The organism is Aliidiomarina sp. B3213, from assembly GCF_003290085.1.
Lineage (GTDB): Bacteria > Pseudomonadota > Gammaproteobacteria > Enterobacterales > Alteromonadaceae > Aliidiomarina.
The window spans coordinates 588607-614101 of record NZ_QMKJ01000001.1 but is presented as its reverse complement, the minus strand read 5'-3'; the positions used below and the strand labels follow the sequence as shown (position 1 = coordinate 614101).

At 44.3% G+C, this 25495-nt stretch carries 24 protein-coding genes; 21 read left to right on the top strand and 3 right to left on the bottom strand.

Features of this window, described 5'->3' with window-relative positions; all coding sequences use genetic code 11:
• Positions 1 to 3: 3 nt before the first annotated feature.
• The 10 genes from odhB (at position 4) to DQX04_RS02915 (ending at position 9925) form a co-directional block, all read left to right on the top strand.
• The gene (odhB, locus tag DQX04_RS02960; protein ID WP_111914299.1) at positions 4 to 1563 is read left to right on the top strand and encodes a 2-oxoglutarate dehydrogenase complex dihydrolipoyllysine-residue succinyltransferase; all 1560 of its coding nucleotides are present in this window, start codon (positions 4 to 6) and stop codon (positions 1561 to 1563) included.
• Between the two features lie 131 nt (positions 1564 to 1694).
• Positions 1695 to 2861: an ADP-forming succinate--CoA ligase subunit beta gene (sucC, locus tag DQX04_RS02955; RefSeq protein WP_111914298.1), complete on the top strand. Its 1167-nt coding sequence runs from the start codon at positions 1695 to 1697 to the stop codon at positions 2859 to 2861.
• Complete coding sequence (gene sucD / locus DQX04_RS02950) at positions 2861 to 3733, top strand: succinate--CoA ligase subunit alpha (protein WP_111914297.1); 873 nt, start codon at positions 2861 to 2863, stop codon at positions 3731 to 3733. Before sucC ends, sucD begins: the two co-directional genes overlap by 1 nt.
• 126 nt (positions 3734 to 3859) lie before the next feature.
• Complete coding sequence (locus DQX04_RS02945) at positions 3860 to 4360, top strand: cyclic nucleotide-binding domain-containing protein (RefSeq protein ID WP_111914296.1); 501 nt, start codon at positions 3860 to 3862, stop codon at positions 4358 to 4360.
• Between the two features lie 79 nt (positions 4361 to 4439).
• Positions 4440 to 5663 (top strand): acyl-CoA dehydrogenase family protein, encoded by a 1224-nt coding sequence (locus DQX04_RS02940; protein WP_111914295.1) that lies wholly within the window; start codon positions 4440 to 4442, stop codon positions 5661 to 5663.
• 2 nt (positions 5664 to 5665) lie between these two features.
• Positions 5666 to 6736: a phosphotransferase family protein gene (locus tag DQX04_RS02935; protein WP_111914294.1), complete on the top strand. Its 1071-nt coding sequence runs from the start codon at positions 5666 to 5668 to the stop codon at positions 6734 to 6736.
• Entirely contained in the window at positions 6733 to 7407 is a 675-nt protein-coding gene (locus tag DQX04_RS02930; protein WP_111914293.1) for a histidine phosphatase family protein, read from the top strand. The genes DQX04_RS02935 and DQX04_RS02930 overlap by 4 nt, the downstream gene beginning before the upstream one ends.
• A 7-nt stretch (positions 7408 to 7414) precedes the next feature.
• Entirely contained in the window at positions 7415 to 8170 is a 756-nt protein-coding gene (locus DQX04_RS02925) for an SDR family oxidoreductase (protein WP_111914292.1), read from the top strand.
• A 4-nt stretch (positions 8171 to 8174) separates the two neighbouring features.
• Positions 8175 to 8993, top strand: a complete 819-nt coding sequence (locus DQX04_RS02920; protein WP_207916201.1) for a PhzF family phenazine biosynthesis protein — start codon at positions 8175 to 8177, stop codon at positions 8991 to 8993.
• A complete protein-coding gene (locus DQX04_RS02915; protein WP_111914291.1) occupies positions 8990 to 9925 on the top strand; it encodes an alpha/beta fold hydrolase in 936 nt (311 codons plus the stop codon). Before DQX04_RS02920 ends, DQX04_RS02915 begins: the two co-directional genes overlap by 4 nt.
• A 16-nt stretch (positions 9926 to 9941) precedes the next feature.
• Here DQX04_RS02915 and DQX04_RS02910 read toward each other — a convergent pair whose 3' ends face one another.
• The 3 genes from DQX04_RS02910 to DQX04_RS02900 form a co-directional block, all read right to left on the bottom strand.
• A complete protein-coding gene (locus tag DQX04_RS02910; RefSeq protein ID WP_111914290.1) occupies positions 9942 to 11318 on the bottom strand; it encodes an ABC transporter permease in 1377 nt (458 codons plus the stop codon).
• On the bottom strand, positions 11312 to 12007 hold the full coding sequence (locus tag DQX04_RS02905; RefSeq protein ID WP_111914289.1) for an ABC transporter ATP-binding protein: 696 nt from the start codon (positions 12005 to 12007) through the stop codon (positions 11312 to 11314). Before DQX04_RS02905 ends, DQX04_RS02910 begins: the two co-directional genes overlap by 7 nt.
• A gap of 115 nt (positions 12008 to 12122) precedes the next feature.
• Positions 12123 to 12500 (bottom strand): hypothetical protein, encoded by a 378-nt coding sequence (locus DQX04_RS02900; protein WP_111914288.1) that lies wholly within the window; start codon positions 12498 to 12500, stop codon positions 12123 to 12125.
• 230 nt (positions 12501 to 12730) lie between these two features.
• Here DQX04_RS02900 and DQX04_RS02895 point away from each other — a divergent pair, with 230 nt between their 5' ends.
• From DQX04_RS02895 to DQX04_RS02845, 11 genes are all read left to right on the top strand, one after another.
• Complete coding sequence (locus DQX04_RS02895) at positions 12731 to 13252, top strand: M48 family metallopeptidase (RefSeq protein WP_126266329.1); 522 nt, start codon at positions 12731 to 12733, stop codon at positions 13250 to 13252.
• Positions 13253 to 13333: 81 nt separating this feature from the next.
• The gene (gene argC / locus DQX04_RS02890) at positions 13334 to 14326 is read left to right on the top strand and encodes an N-acetyl-gamma-glutamyl-phosphate reductase (protein WP_111914286.1); all 993 of its coding nucleotides are present in this window, start codon (positions 13334 to 13336) and stop codon (positions 14324 to 14326) included.
• Positions 14323 to 15108 carry an acetylglutamate kinase gene (locus DQX04_RS02885; protein ID WP_111914285.1) on the top strand — a complete coding sequence of 262 codons (786 nt, stop codon included), beginning with the start codon at positions 14323 to 14325 and terminating at the stop codon, positions 15106 to 15108. Before argC ends, DQX04_RS02885 begins: the two co-directional genes overlap by 4 nt.
• Positions 15109 to 15123: 15 nt before the next feature.
• Positions 15124 to 16023: an ornithine carbamoyltransferase gene (gene argF / locus DQX04_RS02880; RefSeq protein ID WP_111914284.1), complete on the top strand. Its 900-nt coding sequence runs from the start codon at positions 15124 to 15126 to the stop codon at positions 16021 to 16023.
• Positions 16024 to 16035: 12 nt separating this feature from the next.
• Positions 16036 to 17244, top strand: coding sequence for an argininosuccinate synthase (locus DQX04_RS02875; protein ID WP_111914283.1), 1209 nt, complete (start codon positions 16036 to 16038; stop codon positions 17242 to 17244).
• Complete coding sequence (gene argH, locus DQX04_RS02870) at positions 17241 to 19103, top strand: argininosuccinate lyase (RefSeq protein WP_111914282.1); 1863 nt, start codon at positions 17241 to 17243, stop codon at positions 19101 to 19103. The genes DQX04_RS02875 and argH overlap by 4 nt, the downstream gene beginning before the upstream one ends.
• A 48-nt stretch (positions 19104 to 19151) precedes the next feature.
• Positions 19152 to 19646, top strand: coding sequence for a hypothetical protein (locus DQX04_RS02865; RefSeq protein ID WP_207801077.1), 495 nt, complete (start codon positions 19152 to 19154; stop codon positions 19644 to 19646).
• A gap of 118 nt (positions 19647 to 19764) precedes the next feature.
• Positions 19765 to 21171 (top strand): cytochrome ubiquinol oxidase subunit I, encoded by a 1407-nt coding sequence (locus DQX04_RS02860; RefSeq protein WP_111914281.1) that lies wholly within the window; start codon positions 19765 to 19767, stop codon positions 21169 to 21171.
• Positions 21168 to 22175 carry a cytochrome d ubiquinol oxidase subunit II gene (cydB, locus tag DQX04_RS02855; protein WP_111914280.1) on the top strand — a complete coding sequence of 336 codons (1008 nt, stop codon included), beginning with the start codon at positions 21168 to 21170 and terminating at the stop codon, positions 22173 to 22175. Before DQX04_RS02860 ends, cydB begins: the two co-directional genes overlap by 4 nt.
• Positions 22176 to 22188: 13 nt before the next feature.
• Entirely contained in the window at positions 22189 to 23841 is a 1653-nt protein-coding gene (gene cydD, locus DQX04_RS02850) for a thiol reductant ABC exporter subunit CydD (protein WP_111914279.1), read from the top strand.
• Complete coding sequence (locus tag DQX04_RS02845; protein WP_111914278.1) at positions 23834 to 25492, top strand: amino acid ABC transporter ATP-binding/permease protein; 1659 nt, start codon at positions 23834 to 23836, stop codon at positions 25490 to 25492. Before cydD ends, DQX04_RS02845 begins: the two co-directional genes overlap by 8 nt.
• The last annotated feature ends 3 nt before the right edge of the window (positions 25493 to 25495 follow it).

Genomic DNA, 25495 nt, shown 5'->3' with positions numbered 1-25495 from the left:
ATAATGGCGATTGAAATTAAAGTACCTGAGTTACCAGAATCTGTTGCAGACGGCACGATTGCGACGTGGCACGTAAAAGAAGGCGATACCGTGAGCCGCGACCAGAATTTGGTTGATATTGAAACGGACAAAGTTGTACTTGAAGTTGTAGCGGAAGCCGACGGTGTAATCGGCAAAATCTCTGCGCAAGAAGGCGACACTGTTAGCGGACAGCAAACCATTGGCTCTATTGAAGAGGGCGGTTCTGGCTCGAGTTCAAGCAAAGACGATGACAAGTCTGACGATAAAGCTGAAGAGAAGAAAGAGTCTGAGAAGACTGAGTCGAAGTCAGAAGAGAAGTCTAGTAGCAAAGGTTCAGGTAAAACGATTGAAGTTAAAGTACCTGAATTACCTGAATCAGTTTCTGAAGCAACGATTGCAACGTGGCATGTGAAAGCTGGTGAGTCTGTAACGCGCGACCAGAACTTAGTTGATATTGAAACCGACAAAGTGGTTTTGGAAGTTGTTGCCGAAGCAGACGGAAAACTTGCTGAGATTTTGCATGACGAAGGTGCAAACGTGAGCGCACAAGAAGTTATCGGTAAAATTGCCGAAGGTGCGTCAGGTAGCTCTAGCTCGAGTGAAGAAAAATCATCGTCGGAAGAGAGCTCGTCGGACAGTGGTAAAGATGCTTCCGATGCAGTTAGCCCGTCTGTTCGTCGTTTATTGGGCGAGCACGGCTTAAACGCTAGCGATGTAAAAGGCACCGGTAAAGATGGTCGAATTACTAAAGAAGACGTAGAGAAACACGTTAAATCTAAAGGTAGTTCAGAAAAGAAATCAGAATCATCAAGTCAAAGTGGAGCTCCTGCAGTGAGTGGAGATCGTACTCAGAAGCGCGTTCCTATGACGCGTTTGCGTAAAACAATCGCTAAGCGTTTGTTAGATGCGAAGAACTCAACAGCGATGTTAACTACGTTTAACGAAGTGAACATGGCGCCAATCATGACCTTACGTAAAACGTATCAGAAAGAGTTTGAAGAGCGTCATGGTATTCGTTTAGGTTTCATGTCTTTCTACGTGAAAGCTGTTGTTGAAGCACTTAAGCGTTTCCCTGAAGTGAATGCTTCAATTGACGGCGACGATATTGTTTACCACAACTACTTTGACGTGAGCATTGCCGTTTCTACACCTCGCGGTCTTGTTACACCAGTTCTTCGTGACTGTGACAAGCTAAGCTTGGCTGAAATTGAAGCCGGTATTAAAGAGCTTGCGATTAAAGGTCGAGACGGAAAGCTAACCCTAGACGAAATGCAAGGTGGTAACTTCACCATTACTAATGGTGGCGTATTTGGTTCGTTGTTATCAACGCCAATTCTGAACCCACCGCAAAGCGCGATTTTAGGTATGCATAAGATTCAGGACCGTCCTATGGCGGTTGATGGAAAGGTGGAAATACTGCCAATGATGTATTTGGCATTGTCTTATGACCACCGCATTATCGATGGTAAAGAGTCAGTAGGCTTCTTGGTGACAGTGAAGAATCTCCTAGAAGATCCGCAACGTTTACTTCTCGATATCTAGTGAAATATCAGCGGCGGTCAACTTAGACTGCCGCTGTCATTTTATGTGTTATGCGCGTATAATATTGCGCGGTAATTCGGGTAAGCAGCTACGGCTGCTTTCGTTTTGAATGAACAGACGGAAAAAGCATCATGAATTTGCATGAGTATCAAGCAAAACAGCTTTTTAAAGAGTTTGGTTTACCAGTATCTGATGGGTACGCGGTAGACACCCCAGACGAAGCTGTAGAAGCTGCTAAGAAAATTGGCGGCGATAAATGGGTTGTTAAATGTCAAGTACACGCAGGTGGCCGTGGTAAAGCAGGCGGTGTTAAGCTTGTAAGCAGCCTAGATGAAGTACGTGCATTTGCAGAAAACTGGGTAGGTAAAAACCTAGTAACTTACCAAACAGACGCGAATGGTCAGCCAGTTGCGAAAATTTTGGTAGAAAACTGCACAGATATCGACCAAGAACTTTACCTAGGTGCGGTTGTAGACCGTGCAACGCGTAAAGTTGTATTCATGGCCTCTACTGAGGGCGGTGTTGAAATCGAGAAAGTTGCGGAAGAAACTCCTGAGAAAATCTTGAAAGCAACTATCGACCCACTTGTTGGTCCTCAACCTTTCCAAGGTCGTGATTTAGCATTCCGTTTGGGTCTTAACCCAGCGCAAGTGAAGCAATTCACTAAAATCTTCTTAGGTCTAGCTGAGATGTTTATCCAGTACGACTTCGCATTGCTAGAAATCAACCCGTTGGTTATCACTGACGAAGGTAACTTGCATTGCCTAGACGGTAAGATCAACATCGATAGCAACGCGCTATACCGTCAACCTAAGATCAAAGAAATGCACGATCCTTCACAAGAAGACTCTCGTGAAGCGCATGCAGCGCAATTCGAACTTAACTATGTTGCTCTAGACGGCAACATCGGTTGTATGGTTAACGGTGCTGGCCTAGCAATGGGTACTATGGACATCGTTAAGCTTAACGGTGGTGAGCCAGCTAACTTCCTAGACGTTGGTGGCGGCGCTACTAAAGAGCGTGTTACTGAAGCGTTCAAAATCATTTTGTCAGACGACAATGTGAAAGCAGTATTCGTAAACATCTTCGGTGGTATCGTTCGTTGCGACATGATCGCAGAAGGTATTATCGGTGCTGTTGAAGAAGTAGGTGTTAAGGTACCAGTTGTTGTTCGCCTTGAAGGTAACAACGCTGAGCTAGGTGCGAAGAAGCTTGCTGAAAGTGGATTAAACATTGAAGCTGCAACCAGCTTGACTGACGCAGCGCAAAAAGTAGTTGCTGCAGCGGGAGGTCAATAATGTCTGTATTGATTGATAAAAATACCAAAGTTATCTGTCAGGGTTTCACTGGCGGTCAGGGTACTTTCCACTCTGAACAAGCAATTGCTTATGGTACACAAATGGTTGGTGGTGTGACTCCTGGTAAAGGCGGTCAAACTCACCTTGGTCTTCCTGTATTCAACACAGTTAAAGAAGCTGTTGCTGAAACAGGTGCAACTGCGTCAGTTATTTATGTACCTGCGCCGTTCTGTAAAGACTCAATCATCGAAGCTGCTGACGCAGGTATCGAGTTGATCGTGTGTATCACTGAAGGCATTCCAACTTTAGACATGATGTACGTGAAAGAATACCTTACTCATAAAGGTGTTCGCATGATCGGTCCAAACTGCCCGGGTGTTATTACTCCTGACGAGTGTAAGATCGGTATCATGCCTGGACATATCCACAAGAAAGGTAAAGTGGGTATCGTTTCTCGTTCAGGTACGCTTACGTATGAAGCTGTTAAGCAAACTACTGACGAAGGTTTCGGTCAGTCTACTTGCGTAGGTATCGGTGGTGACCCAATCCCAGGTTCTAACTTTATCGACATCCTTGAGTTGTTCGAAAAAGACCCAGAAACTGAAGCAATTGTAATGATTGGTGAAATCGGTGGTACAGCTGAAGAAGAAGCTGCTGAATACATCAAAGCCAATGTGACTAAACCTGTAGTATCTTACATTGCAGGTGTTACTGCGCCTCCAGGTAAGCGCATGGGTCACGCTGGTGCAATTATTTCTGGTGGTAAAGGTACAGCAGACGAAAAGTTCGCTGCACTTGAAGCTGCTGGCGTTAAAACAGTTCGTAGCTTGGCTGATATCGGCAAAGCACTTCGCGAGAAGACTGGCTGGTAAGACGCAACAGTAGAGTAAATCGAAAAGCCGAATGACGTGAGTCATTCGGCTTTTTTGTATGCGCGTTGTTATTCGGCGAAATTTTAATCATACTGACATTGCCTTCATGGGGAATAGGACACGCAGATGGGAACGCAAACGATAAAAAAGATCTCCGAACTTCGCGCTGTTGAGCTACTTAGTCGCGCAGCGATTTTTAAGTCTTTAACGTCGGAAGACAAAAGAAGATTCGCAGTTACACCAAACCTATTCCAACATGCGAAAGCAGGCTCAAATGTTATTGAGCAAGGTGATACCGATGCTTGTATTTATATCGTTATGGCAGGTGCCGCGAAGATTATTAAAGACGATGTGCATGTTGCTGATATAGAAGCCGGACAGTTTGTGGGTGAGGTTGCTTTTATTACCGGAGAACCTAGAACGGCTACAGTACAAGCCGAAAGCGATATGATCCTGCTAAGAATCACCACCGGGAATTTTGCCAATATTCCTATTCGGGCAAGAGAAATTATGAAAGACAAAATTATCGGAGGGCTTGAGCAACGTATAGCTGATATGAATGAAATCATTAAGAAATATCGAGCGCAAGAAAACCAGAAAGAGACGACCGAACAGCCTACAGAATAGATAAATGGACCGACAATGAGGTGGTGGTCCGATGTTTAATCCGATACGATGAAATAAAACAACTATATAAGAGGTTTTCATGTACGGATTGTCGGAACATGGGCAGAAATGGCTTGAGCGCGTTACCGCGTTTATGGCCGAAAATATCTTACCTTTTGAAGCTGAATATTACGCTTCTAATATAAAGAATAACGCTCACCCAGACTGGACGAGCTGGAAGCTTGATCCGCATATCGAGAAACTAAAACAAAAAGCACAACAAGAAGGTTTGTGGAATTTATTCCTGCCTGACTCTGAGATAGGCCAAGGACTTTCTACGTATGAATATGCGCCTATCGCAGAGCAAATGGGGCGTAGTTTAATTGCTCCGGAAATCTTTAACTGCAATGCACCAGACACTGGCAATATGGAAGTGCTTTATCACTTTGGCTCTTCCCATCAAAAAGAAACGTGGTTAAAGCCGTTATTGGCAGGCGAAATTCGTTCCGTGTTTGGCATGACGGAACCACAGGTTGCAAGTTCGGACGCAACGAATATGGAAACGGAAATTGTTGCTGACGGTGATGAAGTTGTGATTCGCGGGCGGAAATGGTGGTCGACTGGTTTAGGACACCCCAACACGACATTTGCCATTGTTATGGGAAGAACCGATAAATCTGCTGAACGCCACCGCCAACATTCGATGGTAATCGTGCCGCTGAATTCAAAGGGGGTGCAAATAGAACGCATGCTTCCTGTATTTGGCGACTATGACGCACCTTACGGTCATGGTGAGGTTTCTTTTAACGACGTTCGCGTACCTAAAGAAAATGTAATTGGAAACTTAGGCGCTGGCTTTGCTATCGCACAAGGACGATTAGGGCCAGGAAGGATTCATCACTGTATGCGCGCCATAGGTGCTGCCGAGCGCTCACTAGAGTTGCTCATACGAAGAGCAAGTAGTCGCGAGGCATTTGGTAAACCATTGTTACACCTTGGCGACAACGGCAGGCGTATTGCTCACCATCGCATGGCTATCGACCAAGCACGTTTGTACACCATGCATACAGCGAAAATTATTGACGAACAGGGAGTGCGAGCTGCAGCCAGCGAGATAGCAGGTATTAAAGCCGTTGTACCTAAAATGCTTGAAGCGGTTGTAGACGATGCCATTCAGGTTCACGGTGGTGCAGGACTAAGCCATGACTTCCCACTAACAGCTTTCTTTGCGATAGCAAGGGCGTTGCGCCTTGCTGACGGGCCAGATGAAGTGCACGAAGTGAGTGTACTTAAAGAAGAATTAAAGAAGTATAAGAGGTCTTAGTTATGTCGTTCGAAGATCAAGGTAAAGCCGTTCGAGAAGGAGAGGAGTTACCCATACAGCCTGTAGAGGCGTGGCTGAAAAACGAATTGCCCGATATTCGGGGACAATGTGAGGTGACTCAGTTTCACGGTGGGGCTTCCAATTGGACCTATCGGCTAAAGTACGAAAATTACGATCTTATTCTAAGAAGAGCACCTGCAGGCACAAAAGCTAAGTCAGCTCATAATATGAAACGGGAGTTTGAACTTCAGCAGGCGATAAAGCCCTATTTTACAAAAGTGCCTGATTTAGTTGGCTATTGCGAAGACGATAGTCTGATCGGTTCAGACTTTTATGTCATGCACCGGGTGTCGGGAATCATACCACGAAAAAATTTACCTAGAGGACTTGAGCTTAGTGCAGAGCAGGTACGTTCTTTATGTAAGACCATGATAGACACATTAGTAGAGCTTCATCAGATATCAATTGAAGACAGCGGTTTGACAAAACTCGGTAAAGGCGAGGGGTTTGTTAAACGCCAAGTCGAAGGCTGGAATTCTAGGTATCAAAAATCGCGTACGTGGAATGTACCGAAAGCAAAGAAGTTAATGGAATGGCTACAAGAGAATCAGCCTAGTGAAGAAACATTATGTATGACGCATAATGACTTTCGCTTCGATAACTTAGTTCTTAATGTTGATGACCCAACGGAAGTGCTTGCTGTTTTGGACTGGGAGCTAGCTACTATTGGAGATCCGCTCATGGAAGTGGGGAACCTATTGGCGTATTGGGTTGAAGAAAATGACGACTTTATAGCCCAGTCTACAAGAAGGCAGCCGACTCATCTTAAGGGCATGATGACCCGTGAAGAGGTTATAGAATATTATTTCGAAAAATCGGGCGTAACTCCTGTAGACATGACTTTCTACCAAGTATTTGGATTGTTTCGGTTATCGGTAATTGCACAACAGATTTATTACCGGTATCACCACAAGCAAACACGTAATCCTGCATTTAAGAATTTTTGGTTTCTCATTCATTATCTTCACCATCGTGCATGGAAGCTTATTAAAAAGAGTAGGAAGTCGTCGTGATTGTAACTTTAGTTCGCCATGGACAAGCGTCGTTTGCAGCTGACGATTACGACCAGTTGTCAGAACTTGGACGCGAACAGTCTATACGCTTAGGTCATTTTCTAAAAACACAAGAAGAAGATTTAGGCACTGTTATAACGGGTGGTTTGCTTAGGCATAAACAAACAGCAGAAGCGTTGTTTGAAGGTTATGGTTCCGAATTCAACACCTTGGTAGATGAGCACTGGAATGAGTTTGATCACGTAGATGTGATACGCCAATTTGTTGTGCGCCACCCTCAGTATCAAGACGATGTACTCTCTAAAGATGCTCGTCGAGTGCTGCCTGTACTCGCAGAGGCATTACGTTTTTGGCAAACGGGAAAAGCCGCAGACAGTTACATAGAGTGTTGGGAGACATTTCATCAACGTTTAAAAAAGGGGTGGCAGCAACTCGTTGGCGTAGCGGAAGACACAACCAAAGTTACAGTGATTACATCTGGGGGCCCGATTGCTTTGTCGTCATTGCTTGCACTACAAGCAGACCACAAACACTTCGTAGACTTTAATACGAAGTTGGTGAACTCCAGTTACAGTAGATTCAATTTAACAGCACAGAAGCACGAGCTATTAAGCTTTAATGAACAAGCTCATGTTTCAGGTAAATTTTCAAAGTTAAGAAGTTACAGGTAAGAAAAGTATGGAACGTAAAACAATTATAATTACAGGCGCAAGTTCAGGTCTAGGTGCCGAAATGGCACGTCAGTTTGCGGCTAAAGGCAGAAACCTAGGGCTATGCGCGAGAAGAGTAGAGCGCTTGGAAGGCTTGAAAGAAGAAATTGAGCAAAACCATCCGAACGTAAAAGTAAGCTTGAAAGCACTAGACGTGAACGATCACGATGCAGTATTTAAGGTGTTTAATGAATATAACGAGGAATTTGGTTCGATTGATCGCGTTATTGTTAACGCCGGCATGGGTAAAGGCGGATCGCTAGGCACAGGCCTGTTTAAGCACAATAGAGATACTATCGAAACGAACCTAGTTGCAGCTTTAGCACAATGCGAAGCTGCCTTAACCTTGTTTAGAGAGCAAAATAGTGGCCACTTGGTTACGATATCTTCGATTAGTGCGCTTAGGGGAATGCCAAGAGCTATGACTGCCTACGCAGCCAGTAAGGCCGGCTTAGTGAACCTAACTGAGGGTATCCGTGCTGATTTAATGAAAAGTAAGTCACCGATAGCGGTGAGCTGTATTATGCCGGGCTTTATTCGTTCAGAAATAAATGAGAAGGTGAAAAATACGCCATTTATGATTGATACAAAGCCTGGTGTTGCGGCAATGGTAAAAGCGATAGAGGCAGAGAAAACTTCAGCATATGTGCCGGGCTGGCCTTGGCGTTTAATCGCATTTTTAATGAAAAGGTTGCCGTTAAAACAAGTACTAAAACTAGGTTAACATTATGATTAATATTCCGATTTACCAAGTAGATGCGTTTGCAGATGCGCTATTTTCGGGAAATCCTGCGGCGGTATGCCCGTTACCTCATTGGCTTCCAGAAAAGGTACTTAAAAATATAGCCGCCGAGAATAACCTTTCGGAAACTGCTTTTATCGTCACCCAGCAAGGAGAGCATGAAATCAGGTGGTTTACGCCAGAGGATGAAGTCGATCTGTGCGGTCATGCAACCTTAGCAGCTGCCTATGTCATGTTTCATTATTTAGGGTACGAGCAGCAGTCAATTGCTCTCAATAGTCGTAGCGGTATTCTTAATGTTTCTCGCGAGGGTGAGTATTTAGCGCTCGATTTTCCTGCGCTTATGCCTGAGCTTTGTGAGGCGCCTGAAGCGTTGGAAATCGGATTGGCTATAGAGCCTGAGCAGGTATATAAGGGCTATGACTATATTGTTGAATATGCAAACGAAACCGAGCTTCGAGCAGTAGAGCCGAATTTAGAGGCTTTTTGTCATTTAGACGGGCGAGGTGTGGTATTAACAGCACCCGCAGATGAATATGCCGAGTATGACTTTGTAAGTCGCGCTTTTTTTCCAAAACTTAAGGTTCCGGAAGACCCTGTAACTGGTTCAGCTCATTGCGAATTAGCTCCGTTGTGGGCGTCTGTATTAGGTAAACAGGAGTTAATCGGCTACCAGGCCAGCGCCAGAGGCGGCCGAGTACATTGTACAGTTAAAGATGATCGTGTGACTTTAAAAGGTCAGGTTGTACCTTATTTAAAAGGCGAAATACTCATTCCTTCACAACTTCTTAGGGATTCAGAATGAAAATTATAAAATGGATTACCGTAGCATTATTCGTATTATTAGCTCTTTTGATTATTTGGGTTAGTGTTCTGCATTTACGAAGCTTTGAAGAGTCTGAAGCCTATACTCAGGAGTTCAAAGCGAATGCCGCAGGTGAATTTGTAAGTTTGGAAGTGGGAGAAACTCATTACACTATAGACGGCGACGAAACCGCACCAACAGTCATTTTAGTGCATGGCTTTAGTATGCCTATGGAAGTGTGGGGTACAACAGCAAGAAACCTAGTTGCTAGAGGATATCGTGTGGTTCAATATGACTTGCTCGGCCGTGGTTTCTCAGAGCGTCCGGACGTGCCGTACACGGGCGAGTTATTTGAGCGGCAGTTAATCGGGTTAATGGACGCATTAGGAGTCGATAAAGCTCGAGGAATAGTTGGACTTTCAATGGGGGGAGCGGTGACAGCGCGGGTTGTCGCGAATCATCCGGACCGATTTGAAACAGCCGCTTTTATAGCACCTTTGCACGAACCTATTGCAGCACCTGGCGTGCCAGCGTCATTGGGGTTTTATATGTTTAGTGCGTTTTATGTTCCTTCATTAGAAAACTCGATTTCTCCTGAACATTACGGTGCTTCTGTGGCTGCTCATTTAACTGAAAGTTACCAGCAACAAAGAAAAGGCGAGGGCTTTGTTCGCGCAATTACTTCTTCGGTTTATAACTTCACTCCAGATGATCATCCGGCCTATTACGCACGCATCGCTGAAGCCGGAATTCCAACACTTCTGTTCTGGGGCACGGCAGACAAAACCGTCCCATTTGCTCAACATGAAGCTGTTATGGAGAGTTTAAACTTAGATGCAACAGGCCTTGTAACCTTTGAAGGGGCGGGGCATTTGCCCCACCTTGAACAACCTGATGTTTTCGTGGAGTATCTAACCGGCTTCTTACGTTAACCGTTATGACTCCGCGTTAAATGCGCGGAGTCAGCCCTTTTGTTAAAGCAACTCTGTAACCCATATAGCTCGGCACGAGAGCAATAAGTAAAGTTAATATCACACTGATTATCGCTAACTGTATTACTTCGGTGTTCAATGGATTGGTAGAAATGAGTATTCCATAGGTACTCATCAACCAATTCTGAGCCGCGATGAGCATTCCCCAAATAAGCAGAAATGCACCCACAATAGAACTCAAGATTAAAGCTAGAACCTCTAATTGAATGAGTGCAAAAATGGTCAATGGCTTGGCACCAACGGCACGAAGAATTGCTATTTCTCGCTCTCGCTCTTTCATAGCTGCTAACAAGGTTGTGGTAAGCCCTGTTAACGTTGCAATAAGTACGAGGAAGCTAATCAGTCGAAGTATGTTTTCGAAACTAGACAACGTTTTCCAAAGTTCCGTCATTGCCACGCCTGGAATGATACCGGTTAATGGTTCGTCGTTATATGTGTTCACATAGCGTTGCAACAGTAACGTTGCCGCGCGCATATCGATGCCCACAAAAAATGCACTAATAACACGCGGTTCATAATCTAGACTTATACTCGAATGTTCCGATTGTGCAGCGTCGTGTTCGTGAGCGTGGGCGTTTTCGTGTTCATGCTCATGGTCATCTTCATGGTCATGCGTATCATGGCTTGTGTGCTCTTCATGATCCGATGAGCTTGTAGCCGAAAAGTCAGGTGTTCCTGCTGCAGTGGTCGTTGTTGGTTCACTGTGGTGCAAGGCATCTATGCCTGCAAACGCAACATGGATACTTTGATCAACAGGGGTGCCAGTTGGATTCAATATACCTTGCACCGTGAAATATTGTCCTTCATGTTCACTGAAGCTTATGCCGCCAGTTCCATGGGATATGGTAAATTCATCGCCTAGTTCATACCCTAGCTTTTGGGCAACTTCAGCACCAACTACCGCACCAAATTGAGTATCGAAAGGATGTCCTTGAGAAAATGTTAGGGACTGTTGCCTTCCAAACTGAAAGTGCTCGAAATAATTGTGATTGGTACCAATTACACTGTACCCCTGATGGCTATCGCCTAACGAGATAGGAATAGTCCAAGAAACTCTTGGATGTTCCTTTATAGACGCATAACTCTCCCATGTAACGGCAGAGGTGGGGTTACCCACACGAAATACTGAGTGCAAAAGCAAGTTGAGCTGTCCTGAGCGTGCACCAACGATTAAATCCGTTCCTGAGATCGCGCTTTGAAAACTCTCTTTAGACTGCTGACGAATATGCTCGATGGAAAAAAGCAGTGACAAGCTAATGAGAAGCGACGCAAAGGTCATAATAAGCGTAGCTTTTCGATTCAATAAACTTTTGAGTGCTATACGAATTAGCATACGGCTTGGTCCTTAAACGAGTGTATATCAAGCGTTCGCTGAAAATGCTTAGCGAGTGAACGGTCGTGACTGACAAAAATCACCGACGTGCCATGTTGCTCTGCTTCGCTCAATAGTAGTTCCATAAATTTGTCGCGATTATCGGAGTCTAATGCTGAGGTTGGTTCGTCGGCGACAAGTAACGAGGGTTTAAGGAGTAACGCGCGGGCTATAGCGACGCGTTGTTGTTGGCCGACGCTGAGCTGGGATGCACTCTTGGTCATTGCGTCTGCTTGAAAGCCTAAGGATTCAAGTAATTGCCTAGCACGTTCTTTAATTGTTTTATCGTGCCTATGTGCAAAGTAAGCAGGAAGAAGAACGTTCTCTAAAACACTTAAGTAAGGGATAAGGTTGAGCTGCTGAAAAATTAAACCGATATTTTTACTGCGAAAAACGTCGCGCTTTCCAGTAGACAAGCCGTATAAAGATTGTTTTCCGATAAACACTTCACCTCTACTGGGCTTAAGAATTCCGCATATAATATTCAGGAGTGTCGTTTTACCCGAACCTGAAGCTCCATACAAAAATAAGTGCTCTCCGCGCTCAAGTTGCAGGCTCGGTATGTTAAGCAAAGGCGGTTTGTTGTTCTGCCATGAGAACGTGATGTGCTCGAGTGTTAAAGTGGCATCGTGACTTTGTTGATTTTCCATTTCAGCTCTCTAACTACAAATGAAATGGAAGTGTACCTGAACTTATGGTGAATTCTCTAGCGTTTATGGAGAGGAAAGCACCGACCCATGCACAAGTCGGTGCTTATATTTTCTCTTAGAAAGGCGCTGAACGTGTAATGACTTGTTCAAGTGCGATTTGCTGCTCAGCGTTAGGTAGTTGTTTCATTGACTCTAGTGTTTGAGAAGGAATGCGGATTGAGCTAGTTCTTCTCATTGAGCGAACTTCTGACTCCAACTCAAATTGTGCTGTTTGAGCATTGCTTTGATGGAGGTTTTTGCATTCTTGGCGAGTAGGTTGATAGCCCAAGCGCTCTGAGTATGCGCGCAACACGTTAGTACGGGTAGGACCCATTGCATTAGCTAGTTCGCAGTATTCTACATTGCTAAATGTTTCCATTGCTTGCTCTGTAGCATTAACATGTATGGACGTTGCGGCAACAAACGCGGTTAACATAGTGATTGCAGTTTTCATGGTTAAACTCCGTTGACAAGTTTGAAGGTGTAGTTGAATTTGCCGCGCATGGTAGAGTGAGAATGTGACAGAAATATGAACGGTTTATTTCTTAACCATTAAATATAAATCTCTGAAAAACATGATAAAAATAACAACAAAAAGTGCCTAAAAATTTAACTTTTGATTAATATCTGATTAACAATTCCAACTGTTTTTTAGCAATATTTTGAGTTTTTGGAAGTACGGTTTTGGTTGAATTTAAACTTATAAGAAAAAAAATGCGCTCCATTCGTATTCGGGTAAAGGAACCTTTGGGTGAGGTTGTTGTAAGCGCACCTGTCCGTATCTCAGAAAAGTACATTTATGATTTTGTTCAGTCAAAAAGTGACTGGATTAAGAAGCAGCAAGATTATATTGAACAATTACCCAAGCCCGACGTTATCGATCGAGCTCGTTGCAAACAAATAATGCTTAAACATGTTCCTGAACTTCTCGACAAATGGAGTAAAGCCTTAAATGTCGAGTACTCGGGTTGGAAAACTCGATTTATGAAAACCCGGTGGGGCAGCTGTAATATTCGTACGAGAAATATTAATTTAAATGTAGCCCTTGGCCATTACCCAATAAAGCTCTTGGATTATGTAGTACTTCATGAGCTTGCACACCTCATAGAAAAACATCATAACTCAAATTTTTATGCAATATTAAAACATCATATGCCTGATTATGTTCAGAGAGAAAAGGATTTGAAGCAAGCTCGCTATCTATAATTATTCATTAAATATGAATAAATATATTGAATAGGTAGAGTCTTCGACGTATTATTCATCTCATTAAGAGGAGATGAATAAGTGAAGTGTGTTGTTTTTGGTGCGGCAGGATATGCCGGTGCAGAGCTCGTAGAGTGCATACTACGGCATAAACAGTTTGAGCTTGTACGGGTATTTGGATCTCATGAGTCCGGTCTTAAGAGCTGGCACAAGAATGTTCCGCATAAACCGTACCTGAATGTAGACAATATTTATCCAGCAACAGAAGAAGCTATTAAGGGCGTTGATTTTGACGTCGCATTTTTGGCTTTACCCCACGAAGCAAGCTTCCATTGGGCTTCTTTCCTTGTAGAGCAAGGGGTAAGGGTTTTCGATTTGTCGGGCGCATTTCGCTTGCAGAACGTCGAGCTTACCCAGCAAGTATATGGTTTAAATATTGCTGATGAAGCACGTTTTCAGCATGTACCTTATATGCTCATGCCTTGGTTTGATAAAAGCATTAAAGGCAGTCTATTTTCTATTCCCGGCTGCTATCCCACAGCATCACTTCTAGCGTTAAAGCCGTTGGTGGAGCATGGTTTAATTTCATCATCCGCAGATATTGGTATTACTGGTATAAGTGGGGTTTCTGGTGCGGGCAAGGCTCCGAGTGAGAGAAACTCGTTTTGTGAGGTAAGTATTCAGCCTTACGGATTACTTAATCATCGGCATGAGCCTGAAATTTCAATTCATCTTGGTATACCTGTTCATTTTACTCCGGTGATTAGTGCGATTCCACGAGGTCTTCTGGTTGTTATCGACTTTAAACTGAAAGACTCTGCGACCACCGAACAATTAACAGCTCTATATAACAAAACCTACAAAGACCATGCATTAGTTCATGTTGTTGAGCAGGCACCCGCGGCTCATCATGTGGCGCATACTCCTTACTGTCATGTTTCTATTCATAGTAGAGGCTCAAGTGGCGTAGTGGTTGCCGCAATAGATAACTTAATGATGGGGGCGGCAACACAGGCTCTGGAAGCTGCCAACGTGGTATGTGGCTTTAGCCGTTATGAGGGAATTATAAAATGAGTTTTGTTGTAGTGAAATTAGGTGGTGAAGCACTGGTAGACAAAGGGGCTCTTAGTTATTTTATTACGTCTTTATTGAGTAGCTGTTCTGAACACAAAATTATTCTTGTTCATGGCGGTGGTAGTTATGTGGATGAAGCACTTGAGCATCTTGGTGAAACAACACACAAGATTGACGGGGAAAGACAAACACCAACTCACCATGTGCCTTGGGTCGTAGGAGCTCTTGCCGGTTACGCAAACCAGTCTTTTGTGTCTGTGCTTAAAGCTGCCGGCTTCAATGGAGTAGGACTTTCTTTATCTGATTGCGGTGGCGTTCCACTAATCCAATCAATAACCGCTGGCTCGGTAGCTGCGCCTGATTGGGAGAATGTAGACAAAGCAGAGGCGTTAAAATCAACGCTTAGCTATTTCTGTGGAAAGAATGTTATTCCAGTTGTTAGCCCTATAGGGTTGTTAGATTCCGGTGTACTCGTAAATGTTAATGCCGATCTGGCGGCCGCAGCTTTAGCAATTCTCCTGCAAGCACAACTAGTTTTACTCAGTAATGTTGAAGGCGTACTCGACGCTGATAAAAACATTATTACCACAATACCTGCTTCAGAATGCTTGCAATTGCAACAGTCTAACTTTGTTTCAGACGGCATGAGAATTAAGTTGCTAGCAGCTCAGAACGCGACGATTCGAACACGACGAAGCACCGCGATTACAAGCTGGTCTTCAGCTGAGAATGTAATCGCAGTATTAAACGGTGCCTCAATAGGTACGCAAGTCGTAGTTTAATTATTAGGAAATAGAATGAACGTATTGTCGTTATTTGACTTAAAAGCAGACCAGATTCATCACGTATTAAAAATGGCTGCAACTATTAAAGCGCACCCTTCAGGGTATTTAAATGTTCTGAAAGGGAAAAGCATAGCAATGCTTTTCGAGAAACCGAGCTTGCGAACACGAGTAACGTTTGAAGTCGGTATTCAGCAAATGGGTGGGCACGCAATTTATCTTGACCAAAAAATGATAGAGCCGGGTGGTCGTGAGTCTATTCAGGACATTGCAAACAATTTGTCACTATGGACAGACGCTATTGTGGCACGGGTATTTAAACATGAAACACTTAAGGAACTGGCAGGATCGAAAATACCGGTAATTAATGCTTTGTGTGACATTCATCACCCATGCCAAACCCTGGCCGATCTGTTAACCATTCAAGAGCGGTATCCGGTTGATCTCCGGGTCGTTGATATTTTGTACCTAGGAGAAGGAAACAATGTTTGTCAAAGCTTCATGGTTGGTGCGGCAGCATTGGGACTAAAGCTGACCGTGGTTACTCCGGAGGGATACGGCCCTACTCCTGAGATCTGGCAGGGCATCGATGAGGTTTATCCAAATCATAACATTCGCGTGATTAATGACTTGAGCGAAGTGCAGCATGCAGATGTTGTTTACACAGATACGTGGGTTTCTATGGGCTCGAGTATGAGTGACAAAGAAGCTGTTGATGTTTTTGGTCATCTACAAGTCAATCAAGATCTTATTGAGCGGCTGCAAGCCACAACGTTTTTACACTGTTTACCAGCTCATCGTGGGCATGAAGTTACAGATGAAGTTCTTGATGGACCAATTAGTGCAGTTTTACAACAAGCGGAAAACCGTTTGTACGTGCAAAAAGCGTTGTTACACGAAGTTTTTAACGGTTAGAGGTTATTTAAAATGAGTCAAATTAAAAAGGTTGTATTGGCATATTCCGGTGGTCTAGATACCTCTGCTATCGTTCCATGGTTAAAAGAAAACTTTCAATGTGAAGTTATCGCGTTTGTGGCGGATGTCGGGCAGGGCGCGGAAGAGCTTGAAGGAATTTATGACAAAGCTATCAAGTCTGGTGCATCAGATTGCTATGTGGTGGACCTACAAGAACAATTTGTAGATGAAGTAATCGCTCCATCTCTACGTGCTGGCGTTTTGTATGAAGGCGAGTATTTATTGGGCACAGCGTTAGCTAGGCCAGTGATTGCACAAGCGCAAATAGAGCTTGCGTTAAAATTAGGTGCTGATGCTGTCGCGCACGGTTGCACTGGCAAAGGTAACGATCAGGTTCGTTTCGAAAGTGCGGTTGCGGCCCTAGCTCCTCACCTACAAGTTATCGCGCCATGGCGTGAATGGTCGATGCGGTCTCGTAAAGATCTGTTGGACTACTTGCAAGAGCGCAAAATTGAAACCAGTGCATCTTTAAAGAAAATATATAGTCGTGACGCAAACCTTATGCACATTTCACACGAAGGTGGAGAATTAGAAGATCCATGGCAGTCGCCTAGCGACCAAGTATGGACGTTGTCTAAATCTCCCCAACAAGCTCCAGACGAAGAAGAGGTGGTTACCCTTAGCTTCAAAAAAGGTGAACTAGTAGGTGTGAATAACCAGTCGTTTAATCAGCTTCATGCGCTTAAGAAATTGAATCATTTAGGTAGTGAGCACGGTATCGGACGAATCGATATTGTTGAAAACCGTCTCGTTGGTATGAAGTCTCGTGGTTGCTATGAAACTCCTGGTGGAACCATTTGGAATACTGCTTTACGAGGTTTGGAGTCATTGGTTCTAGACCGCCCGTGTTGGCGTTTAAGAAACCAGCTTGGTGTGCAATTAGCCGATGTTTTGTACGACGGCCAGTGGTTCACTCCGGTGCGGAAGGCTCTTTTAGCTGCTACTGAGAACTTGGCGCAAAACATGACTGGTGAAGTTCGCCTAGGTTTGTATAAAGGACAAGTTCGTGTACTCGGACGCAAGTCTCCGAACTCTCTATATTTGGAGTCTTTCGCGACTTTTGACGAAGACGAAGTTTATAGCCAAAAAGATGCTGAAGGTTTTATTCGTTTATTTAGCTTGTCACAGAAAATTAGAGCGTTGGTGCAGGAGGGCTCATGAGTATGTGGGGAGGGCGCTTTCAAGAAGCGTCGTTACAAGCTTTTAAAGACTTTAATGACTCCATAAGCTTCGATTATGTTCTTGCTCCGTATGAGATTACGGCGTCCTTGGCATGGGCTGAAATGCTTGCAAATAAGGGCATTCTTACGGAAGCCGAACTCAACTCGTTGAAGCTCGGTTTATTGGGATTAAAAAAGGAACTTGAAGCAAATCCAAAGCTTCCGGTTGCCTCGGGTGAAGAAGATATTCATGGTTGGATTGAAGTTACCCTAGAGCAACGAATTGGTTCTGTAGCCCGTAAGCTTCATACCGGTAGAAGCAGAAATGATTTAGTTGCGACAGACTTGCGTTTGTACGCCCGTGAGCAATGCAAACAGCTATCTGCCGCGTTAGCCAAGGTGATTCAAGTGCTCATCGATTTTGCAAAGACATGGGAAGGAGCAGTTATGCCGGGCTATACCCATTTGCAAAGGGCACAACCCATTCTTGTTTCTCACTGGGCGTTAGCTTATGTGGAGATGTTGGAGCGGGATTTCCAAAGGTTACAAGAAGCAACTAGCCGATTAAACGTGTCTCCTCTAGGAGCAGGGGCTTTGGCGGGCTCAGGAATGGCCATAAATCGACTTCAGCTTGCGCAAAGTTTAGGTTTTACTGAACCATCGCGTAATAGCCTAGATGCGGTTTCTGACCGAGATTTCGTGGTTGAAATAGTACATGTGGCAAGTCTTTCGATGGCTCACCTATCACGGTTGTCTGAAGACATCGTGTTTTATTGTTCTGGTGAAGCTGGTTATTTTCAATTAAGTGACAAAATTTCTAGCGGCTCGTCGCTTATGCCGCAGAAGAAGAATCCCGATGTGTTCGAGCTTGTTCGCGGCAAAACAGGCCGAGTTTGTGGGCATTTGCAGTCTTTGCTCATGATGTTGAAGGGTACTCCGTTAGCCTACAACAAAGACTTTCAGGAAGATAAAGAAGCGTTTTTTGATGCCGTTAATCAGTGGCATCAATGCTTGGTGGTGCTACAAGGCTCTATTCCGGAAATATCTGTGAACCGCGAGGCTACTTTGAAGGGTGCTGAACTAGGCTATAGCAATGCTACGGACCTTGCTGATTACCTAGTGGATAAAGGCATACCTTTCAGAGACGCACATGATATTTCAGGAAAGCTTGTGCTCACCGCAATAGAGCAAAGTATTCCGTTAGAAAAGTTAACCCTTGGCGAAATGCAGTCGGCAAGTAAAGAGATTGAAAAAGATGTGTATGACAAGCTGACCATAGCTTCAAGCTTGGAACGCCGCAATATTTTTGGGGGAACTGCGCCTTCGCAAGTGAAGGAAGCAATTCGGCAAGCTCAACTTCGGGCACGAGGAGAGCGAGCTGGAATAGCTAAAGTTCGCCAAGCAACATTGCACGACGTGAACGCTATTGTTTCTTTGATTCAATACTGGGTGAAAGAAGGTGAACACCTTCCTAGAGCTGCAGAAGACATTATGCAGGCCATTCACACCTTTACTGTCGCTGAGTATGAAGGTGAAGTTGTCGGTTGTGGTGCTTTGTATGTATACGGCACTGGATTAGCTGAAATTCGCTCTTTAGGCTTGGTTCCTGAACATGCAGGCAAAGGGCTTGGTAAAGCTATGGTGGAGTTTTCGCTAGAACAAGCTCGTTTACTCGGTATATCACGCGTAATTGTGCTTACCCGAAAACCCGAATTTTTCGAGCGTATTGGTTTCGCTACTGCGAATAAATTCGATTGGCCAGAAAAGGTTATGAAAGATTGTGAAATCTGCCCGAAAAAATCTTGTTGCGATGAAACGGGTCTTGAAATTTGGATTACGCAGCGTGCAAAACTAAATTGATTAGACTAGTATTAGGTTTGACCAACATCATAAATGGGACTTAACTCTATGAACATAAATAAAATTGCTGTGGCAGTTCTCGCTACAACTGCACTCAGTATTCCCCAGCTAGCGGAAGCCCAAAAAGGTAATTTACCGAACTGGCGAGCAAACCCTGTGTTTACAACGGCAACTCTAAACTCAGGCTTTATGCCAGATCCATGGACATACTCCATTCAGGCCGGTGGTTCCCAAGAAGTGCAGGGGTTAGGCTCATCATGTGTTGGCCACATAAACTATCAAGCGCCAGATATTGACCTTAATTACTCGTCTGGTGGCGTTTTAGGGTTGTATGTATATGTTCGCGCCAACAGCGACACAACTTTGGTCATTAACGCACCTGATGGTCGCTGGTACTGCAACGACGATTCAAGCGGCTTAGACCCTATGATCCACTTCGCCAGCCCGCAAAGTGGTTTGTACAACATTTGGGTAGGAACATATAGTGACGGGGAATTACAGCCCGCCACGGTTCATATTTCCGAAATAAATCCGAATAACTAATTCATTTAAAACCCGCCATCCGGCGGGTTTTTTTTATCTAAAAAAGTTTGATCTAGCTCAAAGTTTGTAAAGCAAGTATTGTTATTATATTAGAAAATTCTTATCTAAGGACGTAGCCATGGAACTCGATCCCTTATTACTCTCACGAATTCAATTTGCGTTCGTGGTTTCATTTCATGCCATTTTCCCTGTGTTTACGATTGGATTAGCTTCCTATATCGCCGTACTGCAGGGATTGTCGTTTAAAACTCAAAACCCTGTTTGGGAGCAGTTGTCAAAATTCTGGACTCAGGTGTTTGCCGTAGTGTTTGGTATGGGGGTTGTTTCTGGAATCGTAATGGCTTTTCAGTTCGGAACAAACTGGAGTGAGTTTTCTCGGTTGTCTGCTAACTTCCTTGGACCTGTATTAAGTTATGAAGTAGTGACGGCATTCTTTCTAGAAGCGGCGTTTCTAGGTATTTTGCTTTTCGGTCGAGGCAAAGTTCCACAAGGTATTCATTTTCTGTCTGCGGTTATGGTTGCTACTGGAACCTTCATTTCGTCTTTCTGGATTCTCTCTGCAAACAGCTGGATGCAAACCCCAGCAGGTGTAGAACTGAGAGACGGTTTATACCATGTGGTGAGTTGGAGTGATGCTATTTTTAATGCCTCGTTATGGCCTCGCTTTTTCCACATGGCGCTAGCCTCGTTCCTTACCGGTGCTTTTGTAGTGGCTGGAGTGAGTGCATGGTTTATTCTGCGCAAGCGAGACGTAGAAGTACACCGTAAAGCCTTGTCGATGACCTTATGGCTGCTGCTAGTCATCGCGCCAGCTCAGGTGGTCGTTGGTGATATCCATGGTCTTAACACGCTAGAACACCAACCCATTAAAGTAGCCGCCATGGAGGGGAACTGGGAAAGGAAAACAAACGTTCCGTTATTGCTTTTTGCAATTCCAGATCAGGAAGCAGAGAAGAATCACTTTGAAATCGGTATTCCATCGCTTGCAAGTATAATTCTCGCGCACGACCCAAATGGTGAAGTGCCTGGCATTACAGACGTTCCCAAAGACGAAAGACCACCTGTTGCTATTGTTTTCTGGTCGTTCAGAGTGATGGTAGGCTTGGGTATGTTAATGGTTCTCTTCGCAGTAATTGGCCTAGCATTACGATACAAGCAGAAATATGTGAAGTCACAATGGTTCCTCAAGGGTTTAACTTACATGAGTTTTGCTCCTTTTATAGCGGTGCTTGCAGGTTGGTTTGTGACAGAAACGGGTCGAGCTCCATGGCTTATTTATCAACAGTTGTCTCACGCTGATGGCGTCACTCCGTCCTTAACCGGCTGGATGGCCTTGTTCACTTTGATTGGCTACATCCTTGTGTATGCCATTGTATTCGCCGCTGGTGCTTATTACCTGATGCGAGTCATTCAAACGGGCGTAACCCAAGGTCCAGAAGACGAAAGTGAACACCCGGAGCAACGAGCTAAGAGACCACTGTCAGCCGCTGGTGCAAGCTGGGAATTAGAGGAGCAACAGTCATGAGCGAACCTGTATTTGATTTAACCTTTATTTGGGCCGCTATTATCGCATTTGGCGTCATTATGTATGTGCTTATGGACGGCTTCGACTTAGGGCAGGGAATTCTATTTCCATTTGCTCCAAGTGAAGAGTCGAGAGACGTAATGATGAACTCAGTCGCTCCTGTTTGGGACGGCAATGAAACTTGGCTGATATTAGGTGGAGCGGGGTTGCTAGCGGCATTTCCTTTGGTGTACACCATATTTCTTCCGGCACTTTATATCGGTGTATTCCTGATGCTAGCCGGTCTCATTTTCCGCGGCGTTGCGTTTGAATTTAGATTTAAAGCCAAAACCTCAAAGTATCTATGGAATTGGGCGTTTGCTGGTGGTTCTATTGTTGCTTCTTTTGCGCAGGGTGCTGTTGTAGGGGCTTATATTCAGGGGTTTGAAGTTGTAAACGACGTATATGTTGGTGGTGCTTTCGATTGGCTTACACCATTTACAGTACTTACCGGTTTAGGGATGGTAGCTGGTTATGGTTTGCTGGGGTCGACTTGGTTAATTTTAAAATCTGAGGGTGAAACTCAAGAGTTTGCCTATCGGGTAACAAAGCGTTTATTGCTAGCCGTGCTTGTTGTTTTTGTCGCCATTAGTTTGTACACGCCATTTGTCGACGAGTTTGTCTCGAATCGTTGGTTTAGCGGTATTTCTGTTATTTGGTTGCTTCCTGTTTTGGCATTGTTATGTGCATGGAGAATTTATAGCGCTGTGCAACAAAAGCGTGATGGAACGCCATTCGTAGCCACTATGGGCTTGTTTATCTTCACCTATTTCGGGCTATTAGCCTCTAAGTTTCCTTACGTAGTGCCGCCAAGTATTACTTTGTGGGACGCGGCTTCTGCACACGAAAGTCAACTCTTCCTATTATTAGGGCTGCTTTTCGTGATACCTATCGTACTTGTGTACACGGCATGGACATACTGGGTTTTCAGAGGCAAAGTTAAAGCCGGTCATGGCTATCACTAATTAAACAAACTTTATGTCAGAACAAGAAAAAGCGCGCCAGTTATTGGCGCGCTTACACCGTTCATTCTCTAAAACGTCGACAATTCTGACTCTGTTGGTTGTTTCTAAGCAACTTACAAGAGTAGTTTGGATTGGCTTACTCGCTTATATTCTCGCAACCGTTATTGGAAGTGATCATGACTTGATGCCATGGTCCGCTATTACGTTGTGGCTGTTTGTTACTTTATTAAGTTATCTGATATCTATATGGGAAGTACGTTGGAGCTCAGTACTTCGCTATAAGATGCGTAGTGCGACAAATAATGCCGTAATCAATTATTGGCAAGCTAATGCTGGCCAGCAAATCGACTTTTCTGAATCAAATTTGTTGATAGAGCCTGTTGCCGCAATGGAAAGCTATTTTCTGAAATACCTTCCTCAGCGATATGTGTCTGTTGTTATTCCATTAGCCGTGATCAGTGTTGTTTTCTACTTAGACTGGATCGCAGGTCTATTTTTACTGTTTTCTGCCCCTTTAATACCGTTATTTATGGCGTTAGTGGGGATGGGAGCAGAAAAACTGAACCAAAAGCATTTTCAAACATTGCGGCGGGTTTCTTCTATTTTCATTGATCGTGTCCGAAACATTACCACGCTACGTTTGTTTAACCGCAGTGATTGGGCAGAGCAGGAGATTCACAGAGCTTCCGAACGATACAGAATGATTAATATGCGCACTCTAAAAGTCGCCTTTTTATCGTCAGCGGTGCTCGAATTTTTCACTGCTGTAGCCATAGCAGCAGTGGCCATATATGTAGGGTTCGCGCTTTTGGGCTTTCACAGTATTGGACCCGCTAGCGAGATGACTTGGTTTTCTGGATTGTTACTGCTGATGTTAGCTCCGGAGTTTTTTCAACCGATAAGAGAGTTTGCAAATTACTACCACGATCGTGCTAAGGCACTAGGTGCTGCCGCAGACTTAATCACACGAGTCGACTTCGAGCCATCTACGACTGCTGGCGAGCGTGAGAACTTTGTGGTGCATGCTATTCGCGTAGAGAAACTTGAGCTCGGATACAATGGCGAAAACCTTGCTTTGTCACCCATTTCATTTGATGTGAATAAAGGCGGATGCGTGGTTATTACCGGGCCAACAGGTGTGGGCAAGTCTACTTTGTTGAAAACTATTGCGGGGCTTCAACCTGAAAGAGCTGGCAATGTTCGTATTGAACCGGAGACCTTTGAACAGGCTGCAATTAATTATTTGCCGCAGATGCCAGCAGTTATACAAGGTAGCTTAAGAGAAAACTTTAAGTTGGCAGCTCCGAACTGCACTGATGAAGAGATTATTTTTTGCCTACAGCAGGCGGGGTTGGGATCGCTATTCAATGAGCTGCCGAACGGTTTAGAAACTTATTTAGGGCCGGATGGTTTTGGTTTATCTGGAGGTGAATTAAAGCGGTTGGCGGTGGCGCGAGCATTGATTAGTTCGTCAAATGTCGTGGTGTGGGACGAACCTACGGCGAGCTTAGACCGACACCATGCTGCCCAAGTAATTAACTTAATACAGCAATTGAAACAGCAGGGTTATGTAATGATTATTGCTAGCCACGACGCTGATGTTCTGGCGGTTTGTGACAAAGAGATAGCTATATGTGGCACCGCCTTGGAGTCAGTCAATGTTTAGGCCTATCTTGCACCCTTTGTTTAGAGGTTTGTCAAAAGACAAAGCTTTGGTAAGAACTTTGTCATGTGGGTTGGCCTTAGCTTTTATAAGTTTAATTTCCACGGTTGGCTTACTCGCGCTGAGCGGGTGGTTTATCACGGCTTCGGCATTCGCCGGGGTATTGGCGTTGATTGGAGCTATCAATATTTATACGCCCGGAGCTGCTATTCGACTTTTTGCTGTGCTTAGAACCGTTTCTCGTTACGGTGAGCGTGTGTTTAATCATGACGCTATTCTAAAAATACAGAGTATATGGCGCGTGTGGACCTTTAAACAGCTACGGCAAATGGATTTTGCCACAATAAAAGGGCTCTCCGTTGCTCAACTGTCACACAAAATAAACCGTGATTTGTCGGTTTTGGAACTGTATTGGTTGCGTATAGCAACACCTTGGTTGTTATTCATATCCACTTCTATGTTGATGCTTGTAGTGCTTGCCATCGTGTACTGGCCCGTAGCAATTATCTATGGAGTCTTTGTAGCGTTTACCGCGTGGTTTGTACGTAAAGGGGCCGAAAATGCAAAAATAAAATCGAAAGCAGAATACACCTCTGAGTTCGACTTTAAGAAAAATACATATAATTTCCTGGCGTTATTACCAGAGCGCACTGCTTGGGGCTTAACGGAAACTCACCGAAAATCTATGGTAGAAATCAGTGAGCAGTATGCGCAATCGGTGGATGATAATGAATCCATGATGGGCCTCAAGATGGCAGGAACTGTGTTTATTCATGGAGTAATGGTTCTCTTCATCACACTCACAACTATCCATGCTTGGAAAAATGACAGTATTTCAGGCCCGATGGCTGTGTTTATTGTACTGGGTTTAGTAGCTCTAGCAGAGAGTTGGCAGCAGTTGATTGTAGGTAGCTTACGATACGGCGAAGTAACGTCAGCATTGTCTTCGCTGTCTGAATTGACTCAAGAAACAGGCTCAAAGATTGAGGTTACTGACTGCAATACAAATGGGTTAGTGATAAAAAATTTAGAAATCTACAGGCGTGAACGCTTATTGTTGTCGGTACAACACCTAAAGATTGAAACCCGAAACCATGTCGCGGTACTCGCTAGCTCAGGCGTGGGAAAATCAAGCTTAGCTGACGCTATAGTCGGCATTTTACCTTTAACGAAGGGACGTATTATTTGGGGTGGACAGCCTGTTAGCCCAGAGACTTTAAAAACGCAGCGGATATCTTACCTAATGCAGGGAGATGAAATTTTTTCGGGAAGTTTATGGGAAAATTTAACATTAGGTGATGTGTCTATTACGGAGCAGCGGGTTTGGGATGTGTTAAATACCGTGCAGTTAGATGACTGGGTTAAATCTCACAAGAAAGGATTAGCCATGCTACTGGAAAGCCAGGGCGCTAACGTTTCCGGTGGACAAGCAAGGCGAATATCTCTAGCTCGAGTATTGCTACAAGACAGTGAATTCATTATTTTAGATGAGCCTTTCCGTGGCATAGATAAAGCTACGCGCGAGAAGATTGAGGGAAAATTAAGTCTTTTATTCAAAGACAAAACGGTAATCTACTTCGCTCACAGGAAAGCGGATGTTCCACCCGTAGATCGGTACTTAAACATGACTAATCAGCAGCTTGAAGAACTATAATTT

Coding starts and splice junctions, on each gene's coding strand:
- odhB (WP_111914299.1), top strand. CDS start 4: ATGGCGATTGAAATTAAAGTACCTGAGTTACCAGAATCTGTTGCAGAC.
- sucC (WP_111914298.1), top strand. CDS start 1,695: ATGAATTTGCATGAGTATCAAGCAAAACAGCTTTTTAAAGAGTTTGGT.
- sucD (WP_111914297.1), top strand. CDS start 2,861: ATGTCTGTATTGATTGATAAAAATACCAAAGTTATCTGTCAGGGTTTC.
- DQX04_RS02945 (WP_111914296.1), top strand. CDS start 3,860: ATGGGAACGCAAACGATAAAAAAGATCTCCGAACTTCGCGCTGTTGAG.
- DQX04_RS02940 (WP_111914295.1), top strand. CDS start 4,440: ATGTACGGATTGTCGGAACATGGGCAGAAATGGCTTGAGCGCGTTACC.
- DQX04_RS02935 (WP_111914294.1), top strand. CDS start 5,666: ATGTCGTTCGAAGATCAAGGTAAAGCCGTTCGAGAAGGAGAGGAGTTA.
- DQX04_RS02925 (WP_111914292.1), top strand. CDS start 7,415: ATGGAACGTAAAACAATTATAATTACAGGCGCAAGTTCAGGTCTAGGT.
- DQX04_RS02920 (WP_207916201.1), top strand. CDS start 8,175: ATGATTAATATTCCGATTTACCAAGTAGATGCGTTTGCAGATGCGCTA.
- DQX04_RS02915 (WP_111914291.1), top strand. CDS start 8,990: ATGAAAATTATAAAATGGATTACCGTAGCATTATTCGTATTATTAGCT.
- DQX04_RS02910 (WP_111914290.1), bottom strand. CDS start 11,318: ATGCTAATTCGTATAGCACTCAAAAGTTTATTGAATCGAAAAGCTACG.
- DQX04_RS02905 (WP_111914289.1), bottom strand. CDS start 12,007: ATGGAAAATCAACAAAGTCACGATGCCACTTTAACACTCGAGCACATC.
- DQX04_RS02900 (WP_111914288.1), bottom strand. CDS start 12,500: ATGAAAACTGCAATCACTATGTTAACCGCGTTTGTTGCCGCAACGTCC.
- DQX04_RS02885 (WP_111914285.1), top strand. CDS start 14,323: ATGAGTTTTGTTGTAGTGAAATTAGGTGGTGAAGCACTGGTAGACAAA.
- argF (WP_111914284.1), top strand. CDS start 15,124: ATGAACGTATTGTCGTTATTTGACTTAAAAGCAGACCAGATTCATCAC.
- DQX04_RS02875 (WP_111914283.1), top strand. CDS start 16,036: ATGAGTCAAATTAAAAAGGTTGTATTGGCATATTCCGGTGGTCTAGAT.
- argH (WP_111914282.1), top strand. CDS start 17,241: ATGAGTATGTGGGGAGGGCGCTTTCAAGAAGCGTCGTTACAAGCTTTT.
- DQX04_RS02865 (WP_207801077.1), top strand. CDS start 19,152: ATGAACATAAATAAAATTGCTGTGGCAGTTCTCGCTACAACTGCACTC.
- DQX04_RS02860 (WP_111914281.1), top strand. CDS start 19,765: ATGGAACTCGATCCCTTATTACTCTCACGAATTCAATTTGCGTTCGTG.
- cydB (WP_111914280.1), top strand. CDS start 21,168: ATGAGCGAACCTGTATTTGATTTAACCTTTATTTGGGCCGCTATTATC.
- cydD (WP_111914279.1), top strand. CDS start 22,189: ATGTCAGAACAAGAAAAAGCGCGCCAGTTATTGGCGCGCTTACACCGT.
- DQX04_RS02845 (WP_111914278.1), top strand. CDS start 23,834: ATGTTTAGGCCTATCTTGCACCCTTTGTTTAGAGGTTTGTCAAAAGAC.